This is a genomic window from Microbacterium endophyticum, from assembly GCF_011047135.1.
In the GTDB taxonomy this organism is placed as follows: domain Bacteria; phylum Actinomycetota; class Actinomycetes; order Actinomycetales; family Microbacteriaceae; genus Microbacterium; species Microbacterium endophyticum.
This window is the reverse complement of sequence record NZ_CP049255.1, coordinates 165820-186785: the sequence shown is the minus strand read 5'-3', so window position 1 is coordinate 186785 and position 20966 is coordinate 165820. Positions and strand designations below refer to the sequence as shown.

Genomic DNA, 20966 nt, shown 5'->3' with positions numbered 1-20966 from the left:
TGGCCGCCGGCCGAGGCTAGAAACTGTTGATGTTGAGAGCCGCGAGCTCTTCTCGACCATTCACTTCGAGCTTGCGATAAATATTCCCGAGGTGGTTCTCAACAGTTCGCACGGAAACACCAAGCTGTTCGGCAATGTGTCGACTGCGTATTCGCTGCGCCGCGAGGTGAGCAATCTCGAGTTCTCGTCGTGACAACAGGCGAGCGTCACCGGATGGAGATCGCCGCAGCGTTGCATCCGACAAGGCGCCTTCGTTGAGCTCCGCGCAGAAAAGCCGAGCTTTGCGGCGAATCATTGTTTCAGGCGATCGGACGGCAGCGACGCTGCAGATGTGAAGCGCAAGCGCATCGAGGCCAGCGGCGCGCAGCCGCGGAGTCATTGATACGGCGACAGCGTGATCCGATCGCGACGCTGCGCGGGCGACATGACAGACTGCACGAAAAATCTCCGCTGAGTTTTCGGACGCGGATTCCTCTAAGAGGTCAAGGACAGCATTCGGCAGTCCTATCCGGATCGCGACAGTGGCGGTGATAGCCGCCAGTAGCTCGTGCTGTTGTAAGAGTGCCTGTTTCACCGCCGCGCGGATGCGTTGCGCGGCCTCTTCGCGCTTACCTGCGGAGACATCTAGCCACGCAAGAGCTTCACCTCGCTGAAGGATCGTTTTCGCATCCTTCAGGGAAGCCGAAGGCAGCTCAGTTAAGCGCATCCGGGCGCGATCTTCGTCACCTAAGAGCGCTGCTGTCGTTGCAGACAAGGCTCGGGCGCACCCAACGAGGCCGGTGAAGTCTCGCCACTCAAGTTGGCGCACGGCCAACTCTGCAAGCTCGTCAGCTTTACCGTAGACCCCGGCATGTAAATGAATGAGGGCGAGTGTGTACGTCCACATCCCCGCGGCGTCTGTCGGCCCGCTCGCTCGGTGCGATGCCGCAAATGCTTGAGCGTCAACAATTCGACCTTCGGCGACCGAGACGAGAAACTCAGAGAGGTCGAGCAGATCCGACGCGTGCGGCAGATCCTTGAGCGTTGGGGGGAGCAATGCACGCGTTGCGGAGATTGCGGCGGTAGCATCCGCGGAATGTCCCGCCATGGTGGCAACCATGGACCTCACCAAACCGTGAGATACAGCGCTGAGCGCGTCGGTTTGGGTGCCATCTTTCAGCTCTCCTAGAATCGCTTGCTCTCCGGCCATCAATCGCCATTTGATGAGTTCGGGTAACACGATGTCTCGCGCTGTGGGCGAGAGGGCGGGTAGGTGCAGCGTCGTTCGGGAAATAGCGAGATCGGGCCGGTGCATTCTGTAGGCCTCATGCTGTCCCCATCTGAGTAAAACGCGAGCGCGATCCTCCTCGGACGGTGCCACTGACATCGATGACTCGAATGCTTCTTCTGCTTCCGTGACATCCCCGACAGCGGACGCCGCTATCGCGAAGATAAAGTCTGTCGTGAAGCCTCCTCCGCGCTTCTTGGCCGCACGTGCAAGACGTAACGCCGCCGCTGCATCGCGGGCGTCGAGAGCAAAGCTCGCCGCCCACTCCAACTCTCGGGCATCCGTATCGGGCTCTTCTAGGAGGAGATGCGCTGCGGTTAAGCGATCGGAATCAATATCCGTGGAGCGCAGGGCGGCGGCTGCGCGGCGAACAGTTTGCTTGCGACGGGTGGCGCTCATGTCACCAACGATCGCTTCGGTAAAGAATGGATGCGCCAGACGAACGAGTTGCCGTTCGTCTGGTTCTATGGATACAACAGCTCGGCGTCGAAGTTCGTCGAGCGCATCGGCACCGATGGACGATGCCAAGGATACGGGCCAGGGCTGGGACACACTGAGCAGTTGCGCCAGCCGTCGTGCTTTGGGGCGAATGTCGTCTATTCGTGTTCGAAAAGTATCGAGCCAGTATCGCGGGAGCGACGTTGGTTCGATAACGACACCGAAGTCTTTCGCTAGCACTCGCCCCGACCGTTCGGCCTCGAAGACGATTTCACGAAGGTAGAGCGGGTTACCCTCAACGTACCGTTGCAGAGTTGCCCCGATGTCCGGCTGAAGCGGTTTCTCGAGATAACGTTCAACGACCTCTTCGACTTCCACTGCCGACAACGGTGGCACGTCGATCAAAGTAAGAAGATTCTCGTGATGCAGCCTTTCCAGTGGGCCGCTGATCGTGTGTTCGTCACGAGCTGTCATCACGGCGGCTACCCCGAACACTCTTATGAGCTGATACAGAGTGCTCGCCGAAACCTCATCGAGAAGTGGTGCATCGTCCACGACCAAAACACACTCATGTGGCGCAGCACCGATCAGCGTCACGAGCGACTGCAGACGGAGATCGACGCGGTTCTCCGACGTTGGGGCCGTGGCCAGCAGTGGAGCGAGAGCTGCGAGCGGCACGTGCGAGAGCTCAGCCAGAGCAACAATCGGCACGACGCGCAAACCGCGTCCTGAGAGCGTCCGGGCAACGTGGGCGGCAACTGTGGTCTTACCGATTCCACTCGGACCGCGGATGAGCTGAGAACGACCAGGACGCCGTGTCACTCCGCTGACAATGTCGGCAACAAGGGCGCCGCGCGCGAGCAACGGCCATGACGCAGGATCGCTTTGATGTGCCCCCATCGCCCTGAGGTTAGCGAGAGCGCGGAGTGTCGGCAATGCTGAATTCGGGTGCTTAGCTATCGCGCACCGTGACCGCGCTATGACTGGGTCGCGACCACTGAGTAGCTGACCGAGTACCCGCCGTTTTCTTCGTCTTCAAACCATGACAAGAGAACTGTCAGCTCCTCGTCGGCGACGCTCACTGTCTTGAAGCCACCCAGATCGGCTGTAGTGACTTCCGCGTAGCCGAGCGCATTCAATTCTGCAATGGTGTCTTCGATCGTTTGTTCGTCAGTCGTCAAGATGGTCGCGGAGTATGAGTCATCAATCCGCATCGCCGATATGACTTTTCCCTCTGGCATGGGGAGTTCAGGCCAGCCATCCGGAAGACCTACATCTGTACCGTCGCTGACGTCTATATCAACGTCAGCACCGCTCGTGCCTTCCAATGCTTGCTCTACGAGACTCTCGGCTCCTCCCTGAACGAGCTGATCGACGGGGTTGGCTATGCAGCCAGACAAGGCTGCAGCGATGACCGCGATAACGGCTATTTCGGTCAACTTCATCGCACGTTTTTTCGGCACTGTCTAAACCTTTCTCGGAATGATTTTTCACCCCGAGAGTGCACGGAACTTTTTCTCCCGTCGATAGGTAGAAGTTACCTAGGCCATTACGGAGCTTTCGGTGCCTGTCGGTTGTTCCGCGCAACAATCGTGTACGTACATGGCACGACATCGCGTTCCGATGCCGGCCACGCGTAGCCCCCGTCCACTTCGATCATCCGCTCGCTGAAGCGCCAGGGCAACGTGTCGCCCTCGTCGAAGAACTCGATGTGAAGGCCGGCGGAAATGAGAGACATGACGATCCGCGATAGTGGATGCGGCCACTCATAGGTACGCGTGTTCGTGACCTTGCCGTTGCCGGCATAGGTAGATTCGTCGTCCCACGCTTGCGCGCTACCGACGTCGAAGTAGCGGTATCGCAGCTGCAAATCGGGAGCATCCTCGTCGAGCGAATAAAGGATCGGGTGTCCATCACGGATGAAGAAAACCCCGCCCGGTTTGAGAAGCGTCGCGATCTGCGTCGCCCATTTCTCTAGATCAGCGAGCCATGTGATTGTTCCAATGCTCGTGTAGACGACATCAAACGTCGTGCGCACTGCGGCTGCAGCGTCGAGGACATCTGTCAGCACCCAAGACGCTCGCACCTGCGCGCGTTCAGCTAGTCGCCGGGCGGACTCGAGTGCAGGAGCCGAGAAGTCGACTCCTGTGACGCTGGCGCCGGCACGGGCAAGAGAAACCGTGTCGGTACCGATATGGCATTGCAAATGGCACAGCTCGAGCCCGTGCAGTGATTGGGCGGGCAGAAACCGGGAGAGCACTGGCAGGTCATCTTGAACTACGCGCGAGACATAGCGTGGGTTGTCGAATTCGCTGAGCTCATAGGCTTCTTCATGGATCGCAACGCGATCATTCCAGTTTCTGAGATTCGCTTCTCGCGCGTCGGCCCACTCGATGTCGATGTCGTCGCCATTCATAGTCTGAACGATAGCGGCGACGCCCTGTGACGGCGGAGCTGCCGGTCTCGCTGCCGCCGATAGGGTTGGCGCATGAACGACGCAGCAGCCAGCACTGCTATACCCACGGTGACCGGCGCACCTCGACGTCCTGCGCTCGTGCTGACGGCACTTATCTTGGCCGCCCTGGTCTGCAACATCAACCTAGCGGCAGCCAATATCGCCCTTCCCGAAATTGGGGATGCCTTCGGCGCAGGTCAGACCTCCCTCAATCTTGTCGCATTGGGCTGTTCGCTGGGGCTCGCGATGTCGGTGCTCTATCTCGGAGCGCTGGCTGATCGCTATGGACGCAAGCAGCTCCTCCTCGTGGGGCTCGCGCTCACGGTGCTCGCCAGCTTCTTCGCTGCATTCGCACCGTCGATCGAGCTGCTCATCATCGCGCGGCTCTTCACCGGTATCGCGGCGGGTATGGCCTACCCGACGACTCTTTCTCTCATAACCGCACTGTGGGTGCAGGGAAAGCGGCGAACAACCGCTATTGCGCTTTGGTCCAGCGTGTCCGCGATGTCATCGGTCATCGGATCGGTCCTGGCGGGCCTTCTGCTGGAGAAGTTCTGGTGGGGCTCGGCCTTTCTGCTGGCAGCACCAATTGCGGCTGTCGGTTTCATTCTTGTGGCTTTTGTCGTCCCGTCGCACGTCGCTGAATCCGGCGACCGCGTGGATCATTTCGGAGGCGTGCTCTCGGTATTCGCCGTCGCTGCGCTGGTCCTCGGAATCGGGATCGTCTTCGCACCGGGAGACGAGCAGGCAGGTATCACCCTCATCGTGCTAGCTGTCGTGCTCTTCGCAGCCTTTGCCTGGCGTCAGATGACCGCCGTGAACCCGCTCTACCAGCTCAAGGTCGCGCGACGACGGATGTTCTGGGTACCGGCTCTTGCGGGCATGGTTGTCTTCGGCGCGCTCATGGGATTCATGTTCGTTGCACAACAGTTTCTGCAAGACATCTTGGGATACGGCACTCTCGATGCTGGACTCGCGGCAATACCCGCAGCGGTCGGCCTGCTTCTCATCGCACCGTTCTCGGCGCGTCTAGTTTCGTCGAAAGGCACGAGAGCGACGATGCTCGCCGGATACGGGCTGGTATTCGTAGGGTTCGTGACCACACTGTTCTGGCGTGAGGACACTCCTTACTGGTTGGTGGGTGCGGGTTTCTTCATCATCGGATGCGGCGTCGCGTTTGCCATGACGCCTGCATCTCGCGCGCTCACCGACTCCACGCCGGTGCACCGTGTCGGAATGGCTTCTGCGACATCCGATCTCCAACGCGACCTGGGGGGCTCCATCCTGCAAGCGCTTCTTGGCGCAATCCTGGCCGCGGGCTTCGCTCGTTCATTCGGCAAACTCATCTCATCGAGTTCGGAGTCGGCCACCGTGACCGCCGAAATCACTCGTGCGCTGCAAGCGTCGTATTCGTCGGCGCTTCATGTCGCGGATAAGTATCCGCAATACAAAGACCAGATACTCGCGGGCGCGACACAGAGTCTCGTCACCGGCGCCCTCGGCGCCTACCTGGTCGGAGCAATAGCGATCATTGTGGGGGCCGCTCTGATTGCGATCTTCGTTCCGTCGCATGCGCGCGAAAAAGAACTCCTCATCGAGTACGCACGACGGGATGCCGCCGACATCAGCTAAGAGTTGGCCACTGCCGTTCGCCGTGTCGCGGTACCTTCAGACTATGAAGCGCGGAAACGGCATAGCGTCGCCAGCGGAGACTCCGCGCGGTGAGTGGGCGCTGGCCCACATCGGGCGAAGATCCGGCACCTACGACGATGCTGATCGTGCGCGCAGCGCGCTGCTGAACCAAGTACCCCTGTGTGCGGTCGTGCTCGTGATCGTCATACTGGAGTTCGCAGGAGGCGCGACTGCTGATCCTGGCTTTTTTCTACTCGGGGTGCTTCTCATCTTTGCATCGGCTGGCGCCACCCTCATCGTGCCGTGGGACCGGGGCGGACCGCTTTTTATCGCTGTCATTCCGCTGATCGACGTCTTCGCAATCGCGATACTGCGCGCGGCTAGCCCGGCTGGTGGGTATGGCTTGCTCTGGGTGTTCCCCGCGATGTGGTTGGGCTCACTAGGGCTGGCACTGTTCATTACGAGCGTTATCGTGATTCCAGCGCTCTACTGGACGCTGCTCGTATTCTCCGGGACGATATTCGGTCTTTTCTCAGCGTTTGTGCTTCCTGTGGTCCTCTGTGCAGTGTCCTATGCAAGTTTCACGGCATCGCGGCGCTTTACGGCACAACGCGCGCTCACTGTTTCGCGATCGGAAGTTTTGGCGGGCGCGTTGACGCGCGCTCACCGCCATGAGCGGCTCGTCACTGACGTGCTCGATGCTGTTGACTTCGGTGTCGTTCGGTTCACCGCCAGCGGCGATGTCACATTCATGAATGACTCTTACTGCCGGCTGGTTGACACCATCCCGGGGCTGTCGGACGCTGACGATATGGCCGCAGATCTCTACGCATCGGACGGAACGACCAAGATCTCGCCCCGCGACAGTTCGATTGCGCGAGCGCTCCGAGGGGAGTTTTTCGACCGCGACCTGTTGTGGCACGGCCGCCCCACTGCGCGCAGGTGGGCAGTGCGGAGCACGGCCCGAAAAATCCGCGACGAACGCGGCTTGGATGCGGGCACAGTCGTGATCGTGCAGGACGTGACGGCCGAGCTTACAGCGCAGCGCGCACGGGATGAACTCATCGCCTCTATTTCCCATGAGCTGAGAACACCGCTCACATCGCTCATGGGGCATCTCGAACTTGCCCTTGACGACCATCAACTCTCCGCGCGCACACACGAGAACCTTACGGTCGCGGGACGAAGTGGAGATCGGCTTGGGGAAATCGTCGCAGAGGTATTGGCGGCATCCCGAGCGTCTCGACTTTCGCTCGATATGACGATTTCTCCGGAGGACCTCGACGTTGCGACCCTGCTGCTCAGATCAGCCGAGGAATTCCGTCCGATCGCAGCTGATCGTGCGATCACGATCAATGTCGATGGCGTTCGCTCAGCACACGTAACCGCAGATCCCGTGAGGCTGCGTCAAGTCTTCGATAACCTCATCAGCAACGCGATCGAATTCAACCGTGACGGCGGACTCGTGACAATCGTCTCGGGCGAAGACAGTGAATGGGGGACGACGATCACGGTTCATGACACGGGGGTCGGTATTCCACTTGCGGCCCAGGAGCGCCTGTTCGATCGCTTTTTTCGCGGAGGGGCTAGAAAGACGGGCGGCACGGGGCTTGGGCTGTCGATTAGCCGTGACATCGTCAGGGCACACAGCGGCGAGATATCTTTCTCGACTGATCTCGGCTCCGGCTCTTCGTTCACCGTTCATCTTCCTGCTCGCGCGGGAGCCGTCGAAAAGCTCACACGGTCTGATGGTGAGTCGGCACCGTGATCTTGGATGACTTCACGGTCTCTGTGATGGCGGGGCTGGTAGGCGTGGTCGCCGGAGTCCTGTTCATCGCCGAAACCCTGATCCGGCGCGACCAGGGCGCGGGACGCGTATGGGCGTTTGCATATCTCTGCGGCATGTCCACGACTATCTCTTACATCATTTGGTCAGCCGGCGGCGAGAGTTTTGCGGTCATTGCTGCTGGCAATGCGCTCTTTTCCTTCACAACTGGATTTTTGTGGCTCGGAGCCCGCCGATTTAACGACCGCGCGATGTTGTGGCCCGGAGTATTCGTTCTCACTGTGGGCGCTGTCGTCGCGGGAGCGGTGCTCATCGAGGGCCCGAATGGTGGCTATTGGGCAGGCGCTGTTGCACTTTTCGCGGCTCTCGCCATCTTCGCTACCGCAGCTTGTGTCGAGACGTTACGCACGCCCATGGTGCGAAGCGCGAGCGCGTGGTCGCTCAGCCTCATTTTCGCCGTGGAGGCGGTCTACTTTTTTGCTCGCATCGTCGTATATCTCGGGTGGGGTATGCAGAGCACCTTCTTTCAAACGTATTTCGGATCAGTCATGACGAGTGTCGTGGTGGTGACACTGACCATCATCGGCCTCGTCGTAACTTCGGTGCTCCGGGCAGCGCAGATGCAGGTTCGGGGGTACGCATGGCTCAGTGCCGATGGGGTTGCGTCAGACGGAATTTTGTTGGGGCCCACGTTCGTCGGTGCGATGCGTGACATTGCTGAACGCGCAGGCTGGCGTAGCGAACTCATCAGCGTTATCTCGATTCGAGTTGACGATGTCGCGGAGATTTCTCGCGCGTTCGGTGGCGATCTCGGAAGTGATCTGATCAACGTGACGCGTCAGGGCGTGCGCCGTTTCGCGCCATCGACCTCGGTGGTCGGGGAAGACGGTGACGCGGGGTTGCTTATTTGTGCGCGCCCCGACACCGCGGCGGAAGCGCGGAGATATGCAGCGACTGTCTATCGAGGGCTTCTCGACGCGTTCAGCGCGGTGGCTCCGGATGTCATGCCCATTGTCGGCGTCGGCGTTGCGCTCAGTAGTGATGTCGGATACGACACACGGGGGATGATCAGGGCAGCTCGCGATGCCGCCAGACGTGCCGCGACAAGCGTTGAAGCCTCGGTGCTGTTCGCGCCCCCGGCGCACGCGAGCTTCACCGCCGAGTGACGCGTTACCGCTCGACACGTGCAATGCTCGAGGCATGCCGTTAGTTGCCTTAACCGGAGGGATCGCCTCGGGTAAGTCCACCGTTGCACAGCTGCTCGCGGCCAAGGGCGCCGTCATCGTCGACGCGGATCAGATCGTGCGAGATGTCCAGGCTCCTGGAACTCCCGTGTTCGCAAAGATCGTTGCAGTATTCGGAAAGGATGTCGTGAGGCCAGACGGCTCTCTCGATCGTGCCGCGCTAGGTGAGCGAGTGTTTACTGATTCTCATGCACTCGCAGAACTCAATGCGATTGTGCATCCTGCGGTGCGCCGAGAATCACAGCGCCGATTCGACGCCGCGTTCGCATCGCACGAGCGAGCTGTCGTCGTATACGACGTCCCCTTGTTAGTGGAGGCGCGTGTGGATGACCCGTGGGACTTGATCGTCGTCACGCATGCACCGGCGGCGACTCGTGTTGAACGCTTAGTTGAGCTTCGTGGTATGGAACGCAGGCACGCTGAAGACCGAATCGCGGCGCAAGTGTCCGACGAAGCCCGTCTCGCTGTTGCCGATGTGGTCATCGACACCACTGGATCCATGGCGGAGACGACCGCGCAGGTCGAGAGCTTGTGGGAGCAAATCGGGAGTCGTTAGCTCTGGCACGAGACGCCGGCGGGGGGTGCGCTCGACGCGAACGGCGACGCTGATGTCGGAACCCCGCCGTACCCTAGTTTCATGCAGCCGACTCGTTCCGTACGTCCGTTTGAGGTCGTCAGCGAATATGAACCCTCAGGTGACCAGCCCAAGGCGATCGCTGATCTCGCGGCGCGAGTGAATGCCGGCGAGACAGATGTCGTCCTGTTGGGGGCGACGGGTACCGGAAAGTCTGCGACGACAGCGTGGCTCGTCGAGCAGGTTCAACGACCAACCCTTATCCTCGCGCACAACAAGACGCTAGCCGCCCAGCTTGCAAATGAGTTTCGAGAGCTGCTTCCGCACAATGCAGTCGAGTATTTCGTGTCTTACTACGACTATTACCAGCCTGAAGCGTATGTCCCACAGACTGACACTTTCATCGAGAAAGACTCGTCGATCAACTCCGAAGTGGAGCGACTGCGTCACTCCACGACGAACTCGCTGCTGTCTCGTCGCGACGTAGTCGTTGTTTCTACAGTTTCGTGTATCTACGGTCTCGGTGCGCCCGAAGAGTACCTGCGAGCGATGGTCGCGCTCCAAGTGGGAGAGCGGTACGACCGTGACGCATTGATTCGGCAGTTCATTTCAATGCAGTACAACCGCAACGACGTCGACTTTTCACGTGGCAACTTCCGCGTCCGCGGCGACACCATCGAAATTATTCCGGTGTATGAGGAGTATGCGATTCGCATCGAGTTATTCGGCGATGAGATCGAGGCTTTGTACATGCTGCATCCGCTGACGGGTGACGTCATCCAGAAGATGCAGTCTGTGCCGATTTTCCCGGCATCTCACTACGTTGCGGGGACAGACGTCGTGCAGCGCGCGATCGGCACTATCGAAGAAGAATTGGCCGAGCGGCTCAAGGAATTCGAATCCCAGGGAAAGCTGCTCGAAGCTCAGCGGTTGCGCATGCGGACGACTTTCGACTTGGAGATGCTGCAGCAGCTCGGTTTCTGCTCGGGCATTGAGAACTATTCTCGCCATCTCGATGTGCGTGAGCCGGGGGAGCCGCCCCATACACTTCTAGACTTCTTCCCCGATGACTTTTTGCTCGTCATCGATGAGTCACACGTGACAGTCCCGCAGATTGGTGCAATGTACGAGGGGGATGCCTCGCGCAAGCGCACGCTCGTCGAACACGGTTTCCGTCTTCCGAGTGCGATGGACAATCGCCCACTTCGGTGGGACGAGTTCAAAAATCGAATCGGCCAGACGGTCTATCTGTCTGCGACGCCCGGCCGTTATGAGATGGGAATCGCTGATGGCGTCGTCGAGCAGATCATTCGCCCGACTGGCTTGGTTGATCCAGAAATCATCGTGAAGCCCTCTAAGGGTCAAATTGACGATCTCCTGGAAGAGATTCGCCTGCGTGTTGAGCGCGACGAGCGTGTCTTGGTCACCACTCTGACAAAGAAGATGTCAGAAGAGCTCACTGATTTCCTGAGCGAGCACGGCGTCCGTGTGCGTTATCTGCACTCAGATGTCGACACTTTGCGCCGAGTCGAGTTGCTGACGGAGTTGCGCGCTGGCGTGTACGACGTACTCGTCGGTATCAATCTTTTGCGAGAGGGCCTTGATTTGCCTGAAGTGTCACTCGTCTCGATTCTGGACGCCGACAAAGAAGGATTTTTGCGCTCGGGAACCTCGCTGATCCAGACGATCGGGCGCGCAGCACGTAACGTGTCGGGGCAAGTTCACATGTACGCCGATAAGATCACGGACTCGATGCGCAAGGCAATCGACGAAACGGACCGGCGCCGAGAAAAACAGGTTGCTTACAACAAGGAACACGGTGTGGATCCGCAACCGCTTCGAAAGAAAATCGCCGACATCACTGATGCGCTTCTTCGCGAAGGGGCAGACACGAAAGCGATGTTGGCAAGGAGCGAAGCATCCGGTAAAGGAAAGAAGAAGGCGCCAACCCCCAATCTCCGAAGCGGCGGCATTGCCTCGGAGGGTGCCGATCAGTTGCGATCAACGATCGCTGATTTGTCCGACCAGATGCTCACCGCGGCATCCGAGTTGAAATTCGAACTCGCCGCGCGACTTCGCGACGAAGTGCAAGACATGAAGAAAGATCTGCGTGCCATGGAGCGGGCTGGACACGCCTAGAACACGCTGCCGCATCAGGGGCAGTGCATGAGTGGTTTCGTTCCGGTGCGGTCGAAGGTGTGTGCGTTCATCGGTGCGCCGCATAATGGGCACGGCCGCGCTGTACGCGCAGGTTCCGGAGAAGTCTCATATGGGCCCACTGAGGCCGGACCGGCCGCCTTGATGAGTGAGGCGTTGATCCACGAATACCATCCGCCTGCCGCACGCACCCTGGTGCGGAGCGACTGCTTTCCCGATGAGCCATTGCTATCTGCCATAATTATTAGTGTACTAACTAATGTCGGAAGGGTGACGAATGTCAGACGAGCTTCGTCTTGAAAACCAGGTGTGCTTCGCACTCGTGACCGCTGCTCGAAACATCGTGTCGATATATCGTCCGGTGCTTGAGCCGCTCGGGCTCACCCACCCGCAGTACCTCGTAATGCTCACACTGTGGGAACGTTCGCCGCGATCGCTTAACGACATTGCTAGTGATCTCGCAATGGAGCCGGCGACACTTTCACCGCTTATCAAGCGGCTCGAAGTTCAGGGGAGGGTCACCCGTAGACGTCGCGCAACTGATGAGCGAGTGTTGGACATCGCGCTCACACCGGCGGGCGTCAGTTTGCGGGCCGCCGCGCTTGGGATACCGGCCGAGATCATGCGTCGAGTTGGCGTCGACGAGGCGGCTCTTGCTCAGCTAAGAGATGGGCTCGCGCCCTTCGCGGCGCGCAAAGAACCGTGAGGAATCCCCTCTGCGGAGCCAATGTCGGAGGGTCAGCCTAGACTTATTGGGTGCCCATCGTGCCTGTTTCTGACCTCGGCCACAACACTGGAACCCTCAGTGTTCGTGGTGCTCGCGTCCACAATCTTAAGAACGTCGACCTTGATATTCCGCGAGATTCTCTCGTCGTTTTCACCGGACTCTCCGGGTCGGGAAAATCGAGCCTGGCGTTCGACACGATCTTCGCTGAGGGTCAGCGTCGTTACGTCGAATCTCTGAGTGCTTATGCACGTCAGTTCCTCGGCCAGGTAGATCGTCCCGACGTCGACTTCATCGAGGGCCTCAGTCCTGCTGTGTCGATCGACCAGAAGTCTACGAACCGCAACCCGCGTTCCACCGTCGGTACGATCACCGAGATCTACGACTACATGCGACTTTTGTGGGCACGCATCGGAGTACCGCACTGTCCAGAGTGTGGCGAAATCATTCAGCGGCAAACCGTGCAGCAAATCGCGGATCAGCTCATGGAGCTCGCCGAGGGCACGCGCTACCAGGTCGTTGCGCCCATCGTGTCGCAGAAGAAGGGGGAGTTCGTTGACCTTTTCAAGGAACTCTCCGCGAAGGGTTACGCGCGCGCGGTCGTCGACGGCGATTTGGTTCAATTGGCCGAGCCGCCGACCCTGAAAAAGAGCTACAAACACGACATCGCTGTCGTAGTCGATCGGCTTGTTGCGGGTCCTGAAATCCTCAGCCGCGTCACTGACTCGGTCGAAACAGCGCTCGGTCTTGCGGGTGGCACCCTTCAAGTGAATTTCGTTGATGAAGAGGGAGATGACGCGTGGCAGAACTTCAGCGAAAAGCTGGCCTGTCCGAACGGTCATCCTTTGCAACTCACGGAGATCGAACCGCGCACCTTCTCATTCAACGCTCCCTTCGGCGCGTGCCCCACGTGTTCCGGCCTCGGAACCCGCATGTCGGTCGATATCGAGCTGATGCTCGGCGACGAAGATCTCTCGATCAACGAGGGTGTTGTGATCCCTTGGACCACTCAAGGCAAGGGGCTGTTTCAGTACTACGAGCGGCTACTCGAAGGACTTTCGGCCGATCTTGAATTCTCACTCGACACCCCATGGAAATCGCTCCCGCAAGAAGTAAAAGACGCCGTACTTCATGGAAACGACTTCAAAGTCTCGGTGAAGTGGAAGAACCGCTTCGGTCGAGAAATGCGATACACCTCTGGTTTCGAGGGTGTTGCGCCCTACATTGAACGGCAGTATCAGCAGGCTGAATCAGACGGTGCGCGCCAACGTTGGGGGGAGTACCTTCGCGAGATTCCGTGCGGCGTCTGCGATGGCGCACGTCTGAAGCCAGAAGTGCTCGCCGTCATGGTCAACGATCATTCCATCGCGGATGCGGCGAGTTTGAGCTTGGCTGATGCTCAGGTGTTCTTCGCCCAGCTCCAGCTCACAGATCGCGAAGTGAAGATTGCGGCAGCTGTATTGCGTGAAATCCGTGCGCGACTCGACTTCCTCATTCAAGTGGGGCTCACTTATCTGAGCCTGTCGCGAGCCGCGGGCTCGCTGTCAGGAGGCGAAGCTCAGCGAATCCGTCTCGCCACCCAGATCGGCTCGGGGCTCACCGGTGTGCTCTATGTTTTGGATGAGCCATCCATCGGACTCCACCAGCGCGATAACCGTCGCTTGATCGACACCCTCTTGGCGCTCAAGAACCTGGGAAACACACTCATTGTCGTAGAGCATGACGAGGAGACAATTCAGGCGGCGGATTGGGTCGTCGACATCGGCCCCCGCGCCGGCGTGGACGGCGGAAACGTCGTGCACTCGGGGCCCTATACGCAGCTGCTTGCCGAATCTCGCTCTTTGACTGCCGACTACTTGTCCGGACGCCGGCAGATCGACGTGCCAGCTAAACGGCGACCAATCGACAAGAAGCGTCAGATCTCTGTGGTTGGTGCTCGCGCGAACAACCTGCAGAATGTGACCGCCAACTTCCCACTCGGCGTGTTGACGGCAGTGACCGGCGTCAGTGGTTCGGGTAAGTCGTCGCTGGTCAACGGCATCCTCTATGAAGTGTTGGCCTCTCGGCTCAACGGTGCACGTCGCGTCCCGGGAAAACACACTCGTGTCACGGGCTTGGATAACCTCGACAAGGTCGTTCACGTTGATCAGGCGCCAATTGGCCGCACGCCACGATCAAACCCCGCAACCTATACCGGCGTCTTCGATCGCATCCGCAACCTTTTCAGTGATACTCCGGAGGCGAAAGCACGCGGCTATCAGGCGGGCCGGTTCAGCTTCAACGTCAAAGGTGGCCGTTGCGAAGCATGTTCGGGTGACGGAACGATCAAAATCGAGATGAACTTCTTGCCTGATGTGTACGTCGACTGCGAGGTGTGCGGTGGCAAGCGGTACAACCGCGACACTCTCTCGGTGCATTACAAGGGCAAGAACATCGCAGAGGTCCTCGAGATGCCGATCGCAGAGGCAGCAGATTTCTTCGAACCAATCCAAGCGATCCACCGCTATATGAAGACACTCGTCGATGTTGGCCTGGGATACGTGCGGCTCGGACAGTCAGCTACGACCCTGTCCGGCGGCGAAGCCCAACGAGTGAAGCTTGCAACCGAGCTTCAGCGTCGCAGCAACGGGCGTTCGATCTATGTACTTGACGAGCCGACGACAGGGCTCCACTTTGAGGATGTTTCTCTCCTTCTCAGTGTGCTGAACAGTCTTGTCGATAAGGGAAATACTGTCGTCGTCATCGAGCACAACCTCGATGTCATCAAGTCTGCGGACTGGGTTATCGACCTCGGGCCAGAAGGCGGCTCCGGTGGCGGCACTATCGTCGCCACCGGAACGCCAGAGGCGGTTGCAAAAGAGAAGTCGAGTTACACCGGAGCCTTCCTCGCGGAGGTGCTCGACGCCCAGGCACAACGCAAGGCGGGATAGTGTCTCAGCTTCCGTATAAGCCGAAGCAGGGCGAGATCCCCACCGACCCTGGTGTCTATCGTTTTCGCGACGCCGAGGGTCGGGTGCTCTACGTCGGCAAGGCGAAAAACTTGAGAGCAAGGCTGTCAAACTACTTCGCCCCGCTACGGACGCTGCACGAACGTACACGACGCATGGTGACGACGGCCTCGTCTGTCGAGTGGACAGTGGTGGGGAGCGACGTCGAAGCTCTCCAGCTGGAGTACATGTGGATTCAGGAGTACTCACCGCAATTCAATGTCAGATACAAGGACGACAAGTCCTACCCATTCATGGCGATCACGCTCGCAGATGAGGCTCCGCGAGTCATCGTCACGCGAAATCACAAGATCAAAGGGGCCAAGTATTTCGGGCCGTATCCGAAGATCTGGGCGGTTCACGACACCATCGATCTGATGATCAAGGTGTTCCCTATTCGTACCTGCTCAGACTCGTCGTATAAAAAGGCGATGGCTACCGGTCGACCGTGTTTTCCCGGTCAAATTGGACGATGCGGCGGCCCCTGTTCGATGAGAGTGACGATCGATGAGCATCGCGCTATCGTCAATGATTTCGTCGCGTTCATGTCGGGCAGCGATCAGCGCTTCGCAAAAGAGTTAACGGCTCGGATGCGGGAGGCATCTGCCGCAATGGATTACGAGGCGGCGGCATCGTATCGAGACAAGCTGCAAGCCATTGATGCTGTGCTGTCACGAAGCGCGCTCGTATTGCCTGACGAGACCGAAGCGGACCTCTTCGGGATCGCGGAGGATGAACTCGCTGCGGCAGTGCAGCACTTCGTGGTTCGCGGTGGTCGTGTGCGGGGAGTGCAAGCAGTGACGATTGAGAAAGAGATCGACATTTCGGGTGCTGATTTGGTTGATCAGATTATCCAGCGTACCTACGGCGACGCGCAGGCATCCGATATTCCGAAGCAGGTCATCGTGCCGTCGCTGCCGGACGATGTCGACGAACTCACCCAGTGGCTTCGAGTAAAACGCGGCAAGAACGTGTCAATTCAGGTTGCGCAGCGCGGGCACAAGGCCGAGCTGATGAAGACCGCCGAGCTCAATGCGCGGCAAGCGCTCATGCTCTACAAGACACGACGAACGAGCGACTACGTGGCACGAACGCAGGCGCTCACTGATTTGCAGTCGGCACTCGAGCTGGAAGAGGCGCCACTTCGTATCGAATGCTTCGATGTCTCACACCTCTCTGGAACGAATGTGGTCGCTTCGATGGTGGTATTCGAAGATGGTCTTCCCCGAAAAGATCAATATCGATCATTTTCGATCCCGGAGACAACCGACGATACCGATTCGATTTACCAGGTGTTGATGCGTCGCCTTGCGCACCTCGACGGCCGTGATGAGCCCGAAGCTGTCGCGGCAGACCCCACGACCGATGTCGAAGGCGTCGCGATTCCACCAGTATCTCGACCTCGTTTCGCCTATCGTCCGCAGCTTCTCGTCGTGGACGGCGGTGCGCCGCAGGTTGCTGCCGCGGCGCGCGCGCTCGCGGATTCGGGCCATTCCGAAATAGCGCTCTGCGGGATCGCGAAGCGTCTGGAAGAGGTGTGGTTGCCTGGAGAGGACTATCCCGTCATCTTGCCGCGGGCTTCCGAGTCGCTCTACCTGCTGCAAAGACTTCGCGACGAAGCCCACCGCTTTGCCATCACGCACCAGCGCAAGCGTCGTAAGCGCGACATTACGACTGTGCTTTCAGATGTGCCCGGGCTCGGAGCAGCGAGAATACGAGCATTGTTGCGTCATTTCGGCTCGGTGTCTGCGCTTCGCGGTGCCACCGTCGAGCAGATCACCGAGCTACCGGGTATCGGGCCAAAACTTGCCGCCTCGGTTCGGCAACACCTAGCCGATCAGTAGGCTGGACGCACCGAACGCTGTTTCGGTTCGCTTGCGAGGAGGTAGTGAGATGGCCGATGGTCCTCAGCAGGCCGGCGAAGTGCTCGTTGTGACAGGAATGTCGGGGGCGGGAAGATCGACGGTCGCGAACGCGCTGGAAGATCTTGACTGGTACGTCGTCGACAATTTGCCTCCGCAAATGCTTACTCCGTTGCTCGACATTACGGAGCGCGCCGGAGGGGTGCTCCCTCGGGTCGCTGCGATCGTCGATGTTCGAGGGCGAGGACTTTTTACTGAACTTCCTCGCGAAATCCGTTCGCTTCGGGATGGGCGCCAGACGCGCACTGTGTTCTTGGACGCGGCCGACGATGTTCTCGTGCGTCGGTTCGAAGCTGTTCGTCGTCCGCATCCGCTGCAGGGAGACGGCACGATCAGCGATGGGATTCGTCGGGAACGCGAGCGGCTGGCAGTGATCCGTGAAAACGCGGACATTGTTATCGACACCTCGACGTATAACGTGCACGAGCTGGCGTCGCATGTGTACGACCTCTTCAGCGCCCAAGGCTCCGCCCGACACACTCTGACGATCATGAGCTTCGGGTTCAAGTATGGGTTACCGCCAGACGCCGACATTGTCGCTGACATGAGATTTCTCCCAAATCCATACTGGGTCGAAGAGCTGCGAAACCTCACCGGTGAAGACACAGAGGTGCGTGATTTCGTACTCTCGCGTGACGGCGCACGGACGTTTCTCGATGCGTACTCAGCCGCGTTGACCCCAGTCCTTGCCGGTTATCAGCGTGAGAACAAGCGTCATTCGGTTGTTGCGGTCGGGTGCACCGGCGGTAAGCACCGGTCTGTTGCGATCGCCCGTGAACTCGCCCGTGTTCTTGGCGATACTCCCGGTGTGGCCATCCGAGTCAAACATCGCGACCTCGGTCGCGAGTAGGCTGGAACGTCATTGAGAATCGTAAGACCCCGAGGAGAGCCGTGCCCCTGACCGCCGACGTAAAGGCAGAACTGCTGCGGCTGCGTGATCCCCGCCCGAGCGCGCGTGTCGCAGAGCTGACGACGATCCTGAGATTTTCTGGAGGACTCCACTCGATCGCCGGCCGTGTCGCTGTTGAGGCTGAGCTTGACTCTGATCTGCTCGCGCGGCGGGTTGCACGGGATCTTGTCGAGATATACGGCGTTCGACCGCAGCTCGCTGCGGTCCAGTCCTCGGGGGCTGGCCATTTCGCAGTGCGTGTCATCGATGGGGGAGAGACGCTTGCTCGACAGACAGGCCTCCTCGATCAGCGCAGACGGCCGGTGCGGGGGCTACCCAACAAGCTCACAACCGGTGCTCCGGCGGACTTGGCCGCAATTTGGCGCGGCGCATTTCTTGCGGCCGGAAGTCTGAGTGACCCGGGACGCTCCGCCGCCCTCGAAATCTCGTGCCCTGCTCCGGAAGCGGCCATGGCTCTGGTTGGTGCTGCGCACCGCATAGGAGTTCCATCGAAAGCTCGGGAAGTGCGCGGCGTGCCTCGCGTTGTGGTGCGAGAGGGTGAAGCCATTCGTCAGACTCTCCATGAAATGGGCGCGCGATTGGCAGCCGAGGAGTGGGACCAGCTTCGGCAGCGCCGTGAAGTGCGCGCGGGTGTGAATCGGCTTGTCAATTTCGACGATGCCAACCTTCGTCGGTCTGCGCAGGCGGCGGTGGCTGCGTGCGCCCGCGTCGAGCGCGCACTAGAAATTCTTGCCGATACGGTACCTGATCATCTCCGTGAAGCTGGCGACCTACGACTCGCGCATCGTGACGCGAGCCTCGACGAGCTCGGCCACCACGCGGATCCGCCGCTTACGAAAGATGCCGTCGCGGGACGCATTCGTCGTCTGCTGGCGATGGCTGATAAGAAAGCTGAAATCGACGGCATCCCTGGGACTGAGTCAGCAGTTCCTGTGGGAGCCGAAGACTGAAAGTTCGCTATACCCGGGTTTTCCGGGAATCAAGCCCCCCGCGTCTGTCGTTGGTGCTGGGTAGGATGATTGCGTCCCCCTCGCCGCGCGAGGATCTCCTTGAGCGGCGCCGACAGGAAGAAGAGATAATGGCGACATATACGCTGCCCGAACTCCCCTACGACTACTCTGCGCTCGAGCCCAGCATCAGCGCGACGATCATGGAGCTTCACCACAGCAAGCACCACCAGGCTTACGTGACTGGCGCTAACACCGCCCTCGAGCAGCTCGCGGAAGCCCGTAGCACCGAGAACTTCGCAAACGTCAACAAGCTCGAGAAGGATCTCGCGTTCAACCTCGGTGGACACACGAACCACTCGATCTTCTGGACGAACCTCTCGCCGAACGGCGGAGACAAGCCGACCGGCGAACTCGAGGCCGCGATCGATGACAACTTCGGTTCGTTCGACAAGTTCCGGGCTCACTTCACCGCTGCTGCACTCGGAGTGCAGGGTTCCGGTTGGGCTGGCCTGTTCTGGGACTCCATCGGCGAGAACCTCATCATCCAGCAGTTCTTCGACCAGCAGGCACAGTTCGCTGCCGGCACCGTTCCCGTGTTGCTGCTCGATGTATGGGAGCACGCGTACTACCTCGACTACAAGAACGTCCGTGCTGACTACGTGAAGGCGTTCTGGAACATCGCCAACTGGGCGAACGTCCAAGAGCGTTTTGTCACAGCTCGCGAGAAGGCAGCGGGTCTGCTGGTAGTGTCGTAATTAGGTAAGGATGCCTCGGAGACCTCGCTCACCGAGGCTCCGAGGCTACCTTCTTACGGGGAGTTGTCGCACCCGCACGACCCCCCATCTCCGGGTCGTCCACCCGGGGAACGAAGGCGCTAAAGCGCTAAGAGAAACCGGGAGACACCGTGTCTGTCAAGATTGGCATCAACGGCTTCGGCCGTATCGGACGCAACTACCTGCGCGCAGCACTTGCGCAGGGCGCGGACATCGAAATCGTGGCGGTGAATGACCTCACCGACAACAAGACTCTCGCTCACCTGTTGAAGTACGACTCCGTTGGCGGACCCCTCTCAGAGGATGTTTCGTACGACGGCGAATCGATCACTGTGGGCGGAAAAACCATCAAGGTGTTCGCAGAGCGCGACCCCGCGAACCTCCCCTGGGGTGAGTTGGGCGTTGACATCGTCATCGAGTCGACTGGCCGCTTCACGAAGGCGGAAGACGCCAAGAAGCACATTGCTGGTGGCGCGAAGAAGGTTCTGATCTCGGCCCCCGCTACGGGCAATGACGCCACCATCGTGATGGGCGTCAACGAGGGCGACTACAACCCCGAAACCGACGTCATCATCTCCAACGCATCGTGCACGACGAACTGCCTTGCACCTCTCGCGAAGGTCTTCAACGACAACTTCGGTATCGAGCGCGGCTTCATGATGACCGCGCACGCTTACACTGCAGACCAGAACCTGCAGGATGGCCCGCACAGCGACTTGCGTCGCGCACGCGGAGCGGCGATCAACATCGTTCCCGCTTCGACCGGCGCCGCGAAGGCGATTGGTCTGGTGTTGCCTGAGCTCAACGGCAAGCTGAGCGGTTCTTCATACCGCGTGCCCGTTCCCACCGGCTCGATCGTCGACCTCACTATCGTGACGCCCACCGAGGGATTGACTGTTGAGCAGATCAACGCTGCGTACAAAGCTGCAGCTGCAGATGGCAGCCTCAAGGGCTACCTCGAGTACACCGAGGACCCGATCGTCTCGAGTGACATTCAGCTCAACGCTCACTCCTCGATCTTCGACTCGGAGCTGACCAACGTCAGCGGCAACTTGGTCAAGGTGTCAGCTTGGTACGACAACGAGTGGGGTTACTCCAACCGCCTCGTTGACCTGACCGAGTACGTCGCAGAGCGTCTCTGAGACTC

Annotated in this window: 15 protein-coding genes; 12 read left to right on the top strand and 3 right to left on the bottom strand. The window is 59.5% G+C overall.

Annotated features, from left to right (window positions below):
- Positions 1–16: 16 nt before the first annotated feature.
- The 3 genes from G6N83_RS00915 to G6N83_RS00905 all read right to left on the bottom strand — a co-directional run bounded on the left by G6N83_RS00915 (position 17) and on the right by G6N83_RS00905 (position 4121).
- The gene (locus tag G6N83_RS00915) at positions 17–2605 is read right to left on the bottom strand and encodes a LuxR family transcriptional regulator (RefSeq protein ID WP_165138401.1); all 2589 of its coding nucleotides are present in this window, start codon (positions 2603–2605) and stop codon (positions 17–19) included.
- Between the two features lie 77 nt (positions 2606–2682).
- Positions 2683–3150 (bottom strand): hypothetical protein, encoded by a 468-nt coding sequence (locus tag G6N83_RS00910; RefSeq protein WP_206535817.1) that lies wholly within the window; start codon positions 3148–3150, stop codon positions 2683–2685.
- A 104-nt stretch (positions 3151–3254) separates the two neighbouring features.
- Positions 3255–4121: a class I SAM-dependent methyltransferase gene (locus G6N83_RS00905; RefSeq protein WP_165138397.1), complete on the bottom strand. Its 867-nt coding sequence runs from the start codon at positions 4119–4121 to the stop codon at positions 3255–3257.
- 72 nt (positions 4122–4193) lie between these two features.
- Between G6N83_RS00905 and G6N83_RS00900 the strand changes: the two genes are divergently transcribed.
- The 12 genes from G6N83_RS00900 to gap all read left to right on the top strand — a co-directional run bounded on the left by G6N83_RS00900 (position 4194) and on the right by gap (position 20961).
- Positions 4194–5792, top strand: a complete 1599-nt coding sequence (locus tag G6N83_RS00900) for an MFS transporter (protein WP_165138395.1) — start codon at positions 4194–4196, stop codon at positions 5790–5792.
- Positions 5793–5835: 43 nt separating this feature from the next.
- Complete coding sequence (locus tag G6N83_RS00895; protein WP_165138393.1) at positions 5836–7560, top strand: sensor histidine kinase; 1725 nt, start codon at positions 5836–5838, stop codon at positions 7558–7560.
- 26 nt (positions 7561–7586) lie between these two features.
- Positions 7587–8744, top strand: a complete 1158-nt coding sequence (locus tag G6N83_RS00890; protein ID WP_165138391.1) for a hypothetical protein — start codon at positions 7587–7589, stop codon at positions 8742–8744.
- Positions 8745–8778: 34 nt separating this feature from the next.
- The gene (gene coaE / locus G6N83_RS00885; protein WP_165138389.1) at positions 8779–9378 is read left to right on the top strand and encodes a dephospho-CoA kinase; all 600 of its coding nucleotides are present in this window, start codon (positions 8779–8781) and stop codon (positions 9376–9378) included.
- 81 nt (positions 9379–9459) lie between these two features.
- Positions 9460–11535, top strand: a complete 2076-nt coding sequence (gene uvrB / locus G6N83_RS00880) for an excinuclease ABC subunit UvrB (RefSeq protein ID WP_165138387.1) — start codon at positions 9460–9462, stop codon at positions 11533–11535.
- A gap of 295 nt (positions 11536–11830) precedes the next feature.
- Complete coding sequence (locus G6N83_RS00870) at positions 11831–12259, top strand: MarR family winged helix-turn-helix transcriptional regulator (protein ID WP_165138383.1); 429 nt, start codon at positions 11831–11833, stop codon at positions 12257–12259.
- A gap of 50 nt (positions 12260–12309) precedes the next feature.
- Positions 12310–15207 (top strand): excinuclease ABC subunit UvrA, encoded by a 2898-nt coding sequence (gene uvrA, locus G6N83_RS00865; RefSeq protein WP_165138381.1) that lies wholly within the window; start codon positions 12310–12312, stop codon positions 15205–15207.
- Positions 15204–17108: an excinuclease ABC subunit UvrC gene (gene uvrC, locus G6N83_RS00860; protein WP_165143001.1), complete on the top strand. Its 1905-nt coding sequence runs from the start codon at positions 15204–15206 to the stop codon at positions 17106–17108. Before uvrA ends, uvrC begins: the two co-directional genes overlap by 4 nt.
- 49 nt (positions 17109–17157) lie before the next feature.
- Positions 17158–18036: an RNase adapter RapZ gene (gene rapZ, locus G6N83_RS00855; protein WP_165138379.1), complete on the top strand. Its 879-nt coding sequence runs from the start codon at positions 17158–17160 to the stop codon at positions 18034–18036.
- Positions 18037–18077: 41 nt separating this feature from the next.
- Positions 18078–19046, top strand: coding sequence for a DNA-binding protein WhiA (whiA, locus tag G6N83_RS00850; protein WP_165138377.1), 969 nt, complete (start codon positions 18078–18080; stop codon positions 19044–19046).
- 128 nt (positions 19047–19174) lie between these two features.
- The gene (locus tag G6N83_RS00845; RefSeq protein ID WP_165138375.1) at positions 19175–19801 is read left to right on the top strand and encodes a superoxide dismutase; all 627 of its coding nucleotides are present in this window, start codon (positions 19175–19177) and stop codon (positions 19799–19801) included.
- 149 nt (positions 19802–19950) lie between these two features.
- Positions 19951–20961: a type I glyceraldehyde-3-phosphate dehydrogenase gene (gap, locus tag G6N83_RS00840; RefSeq protein WP_165138373.1), complete on the top strand. Its 1011-nt coding sequence runs from the start codon at positions 19951–19953 to the stop codon at positions 20959–20961.
- Positions 20962–20966: the final 5 nt, after the last annotated feature.

What these genes read in the sequence shown, in the direction of transcription:
- G6N83_RS00890 (WP_165138391.1), top strand. Translation starts at nt 7,587, where the DNA reads ATGGCGGGGCTGGTAGGCGTGGTCGCCGGAGTCCTGTTCATCGCCGAA.
- rapZ (WP_165138379.1), top strand. Translation starts at nt 17,158, where the DNA reads ATGGCCGATGGTCCTCAGCAGGCCGGCGAAGTGCTCGTTGTGACAGGA.
- G6N83_RS00870 (WP_165138383.1), top strand. Translation starts at nt 11,831, where the DNA reads ATGTCAGACGAGCTTCGTCTTGAAAACCAGGTGTGCTTCGCACTCGTG.
- G6N83_RS00905 (WP_165138397.1), bottom strand. Translation starts at nt 4,121, where the DNA reads ATGAATGGCGACGACATCGACATCGAGTGGGCCGACGCGCGAGAAGCG.
- G6N83_RS00915 (WP_165138401.1), bottom strand. Translation starts at nt 2,605, where the DNA reads ATGGGGGCACATCAAAGCGATCCTGCGTCATGGCCGTTGCTCGCGCGC.
- G6N83_RS00895 (WP_165138393.1), top strand. Translation starts at nt 5,836, where the DNA reads ATGAAGCGCGGAAACGGCATAGCGTCGCCAGCGGAGACTCCGCGCGGT.
- G6N83_RS00910 (WP_206535817.1), bottom strand. Translation starts at nt 3,150, where the DNA reads ATGAAGTTGACCGAAATAGCCGTTATCGCGGTCATCGCTGCAGCCTTG.
- G6N83_RS00845 (WP_165138375.1), top strand. Translation starts at nt 19,175, where the DNA reads ATGGCGACATATACGCTGCCCGAACTCCCCTACGACTACTCTGCGCTC.
- uvrB (WP_165138387.1), top strand. Translation starts at nt 9,460, where the DNA reads ATGCAGCCGACTCGTTCCGTACGTCCGTTTGAGGTCGTCAGCGAATAT.
- coaE (WP_165138389.1), top strand. Translation starts at nt 8,779, where the DNA reads ATGCCGTTAGTTGCCTTAACCGGAGGGATCGCCTCGGGTAAGTCCACC.
- G6N83_RS00900 (WP_165138395.1), top strand. Translation starts at nt 4,194, where the DNA reads ATGAACGACGCAGCAGCCAGCACTGCTATACCCACGGTGACCGGCGCA.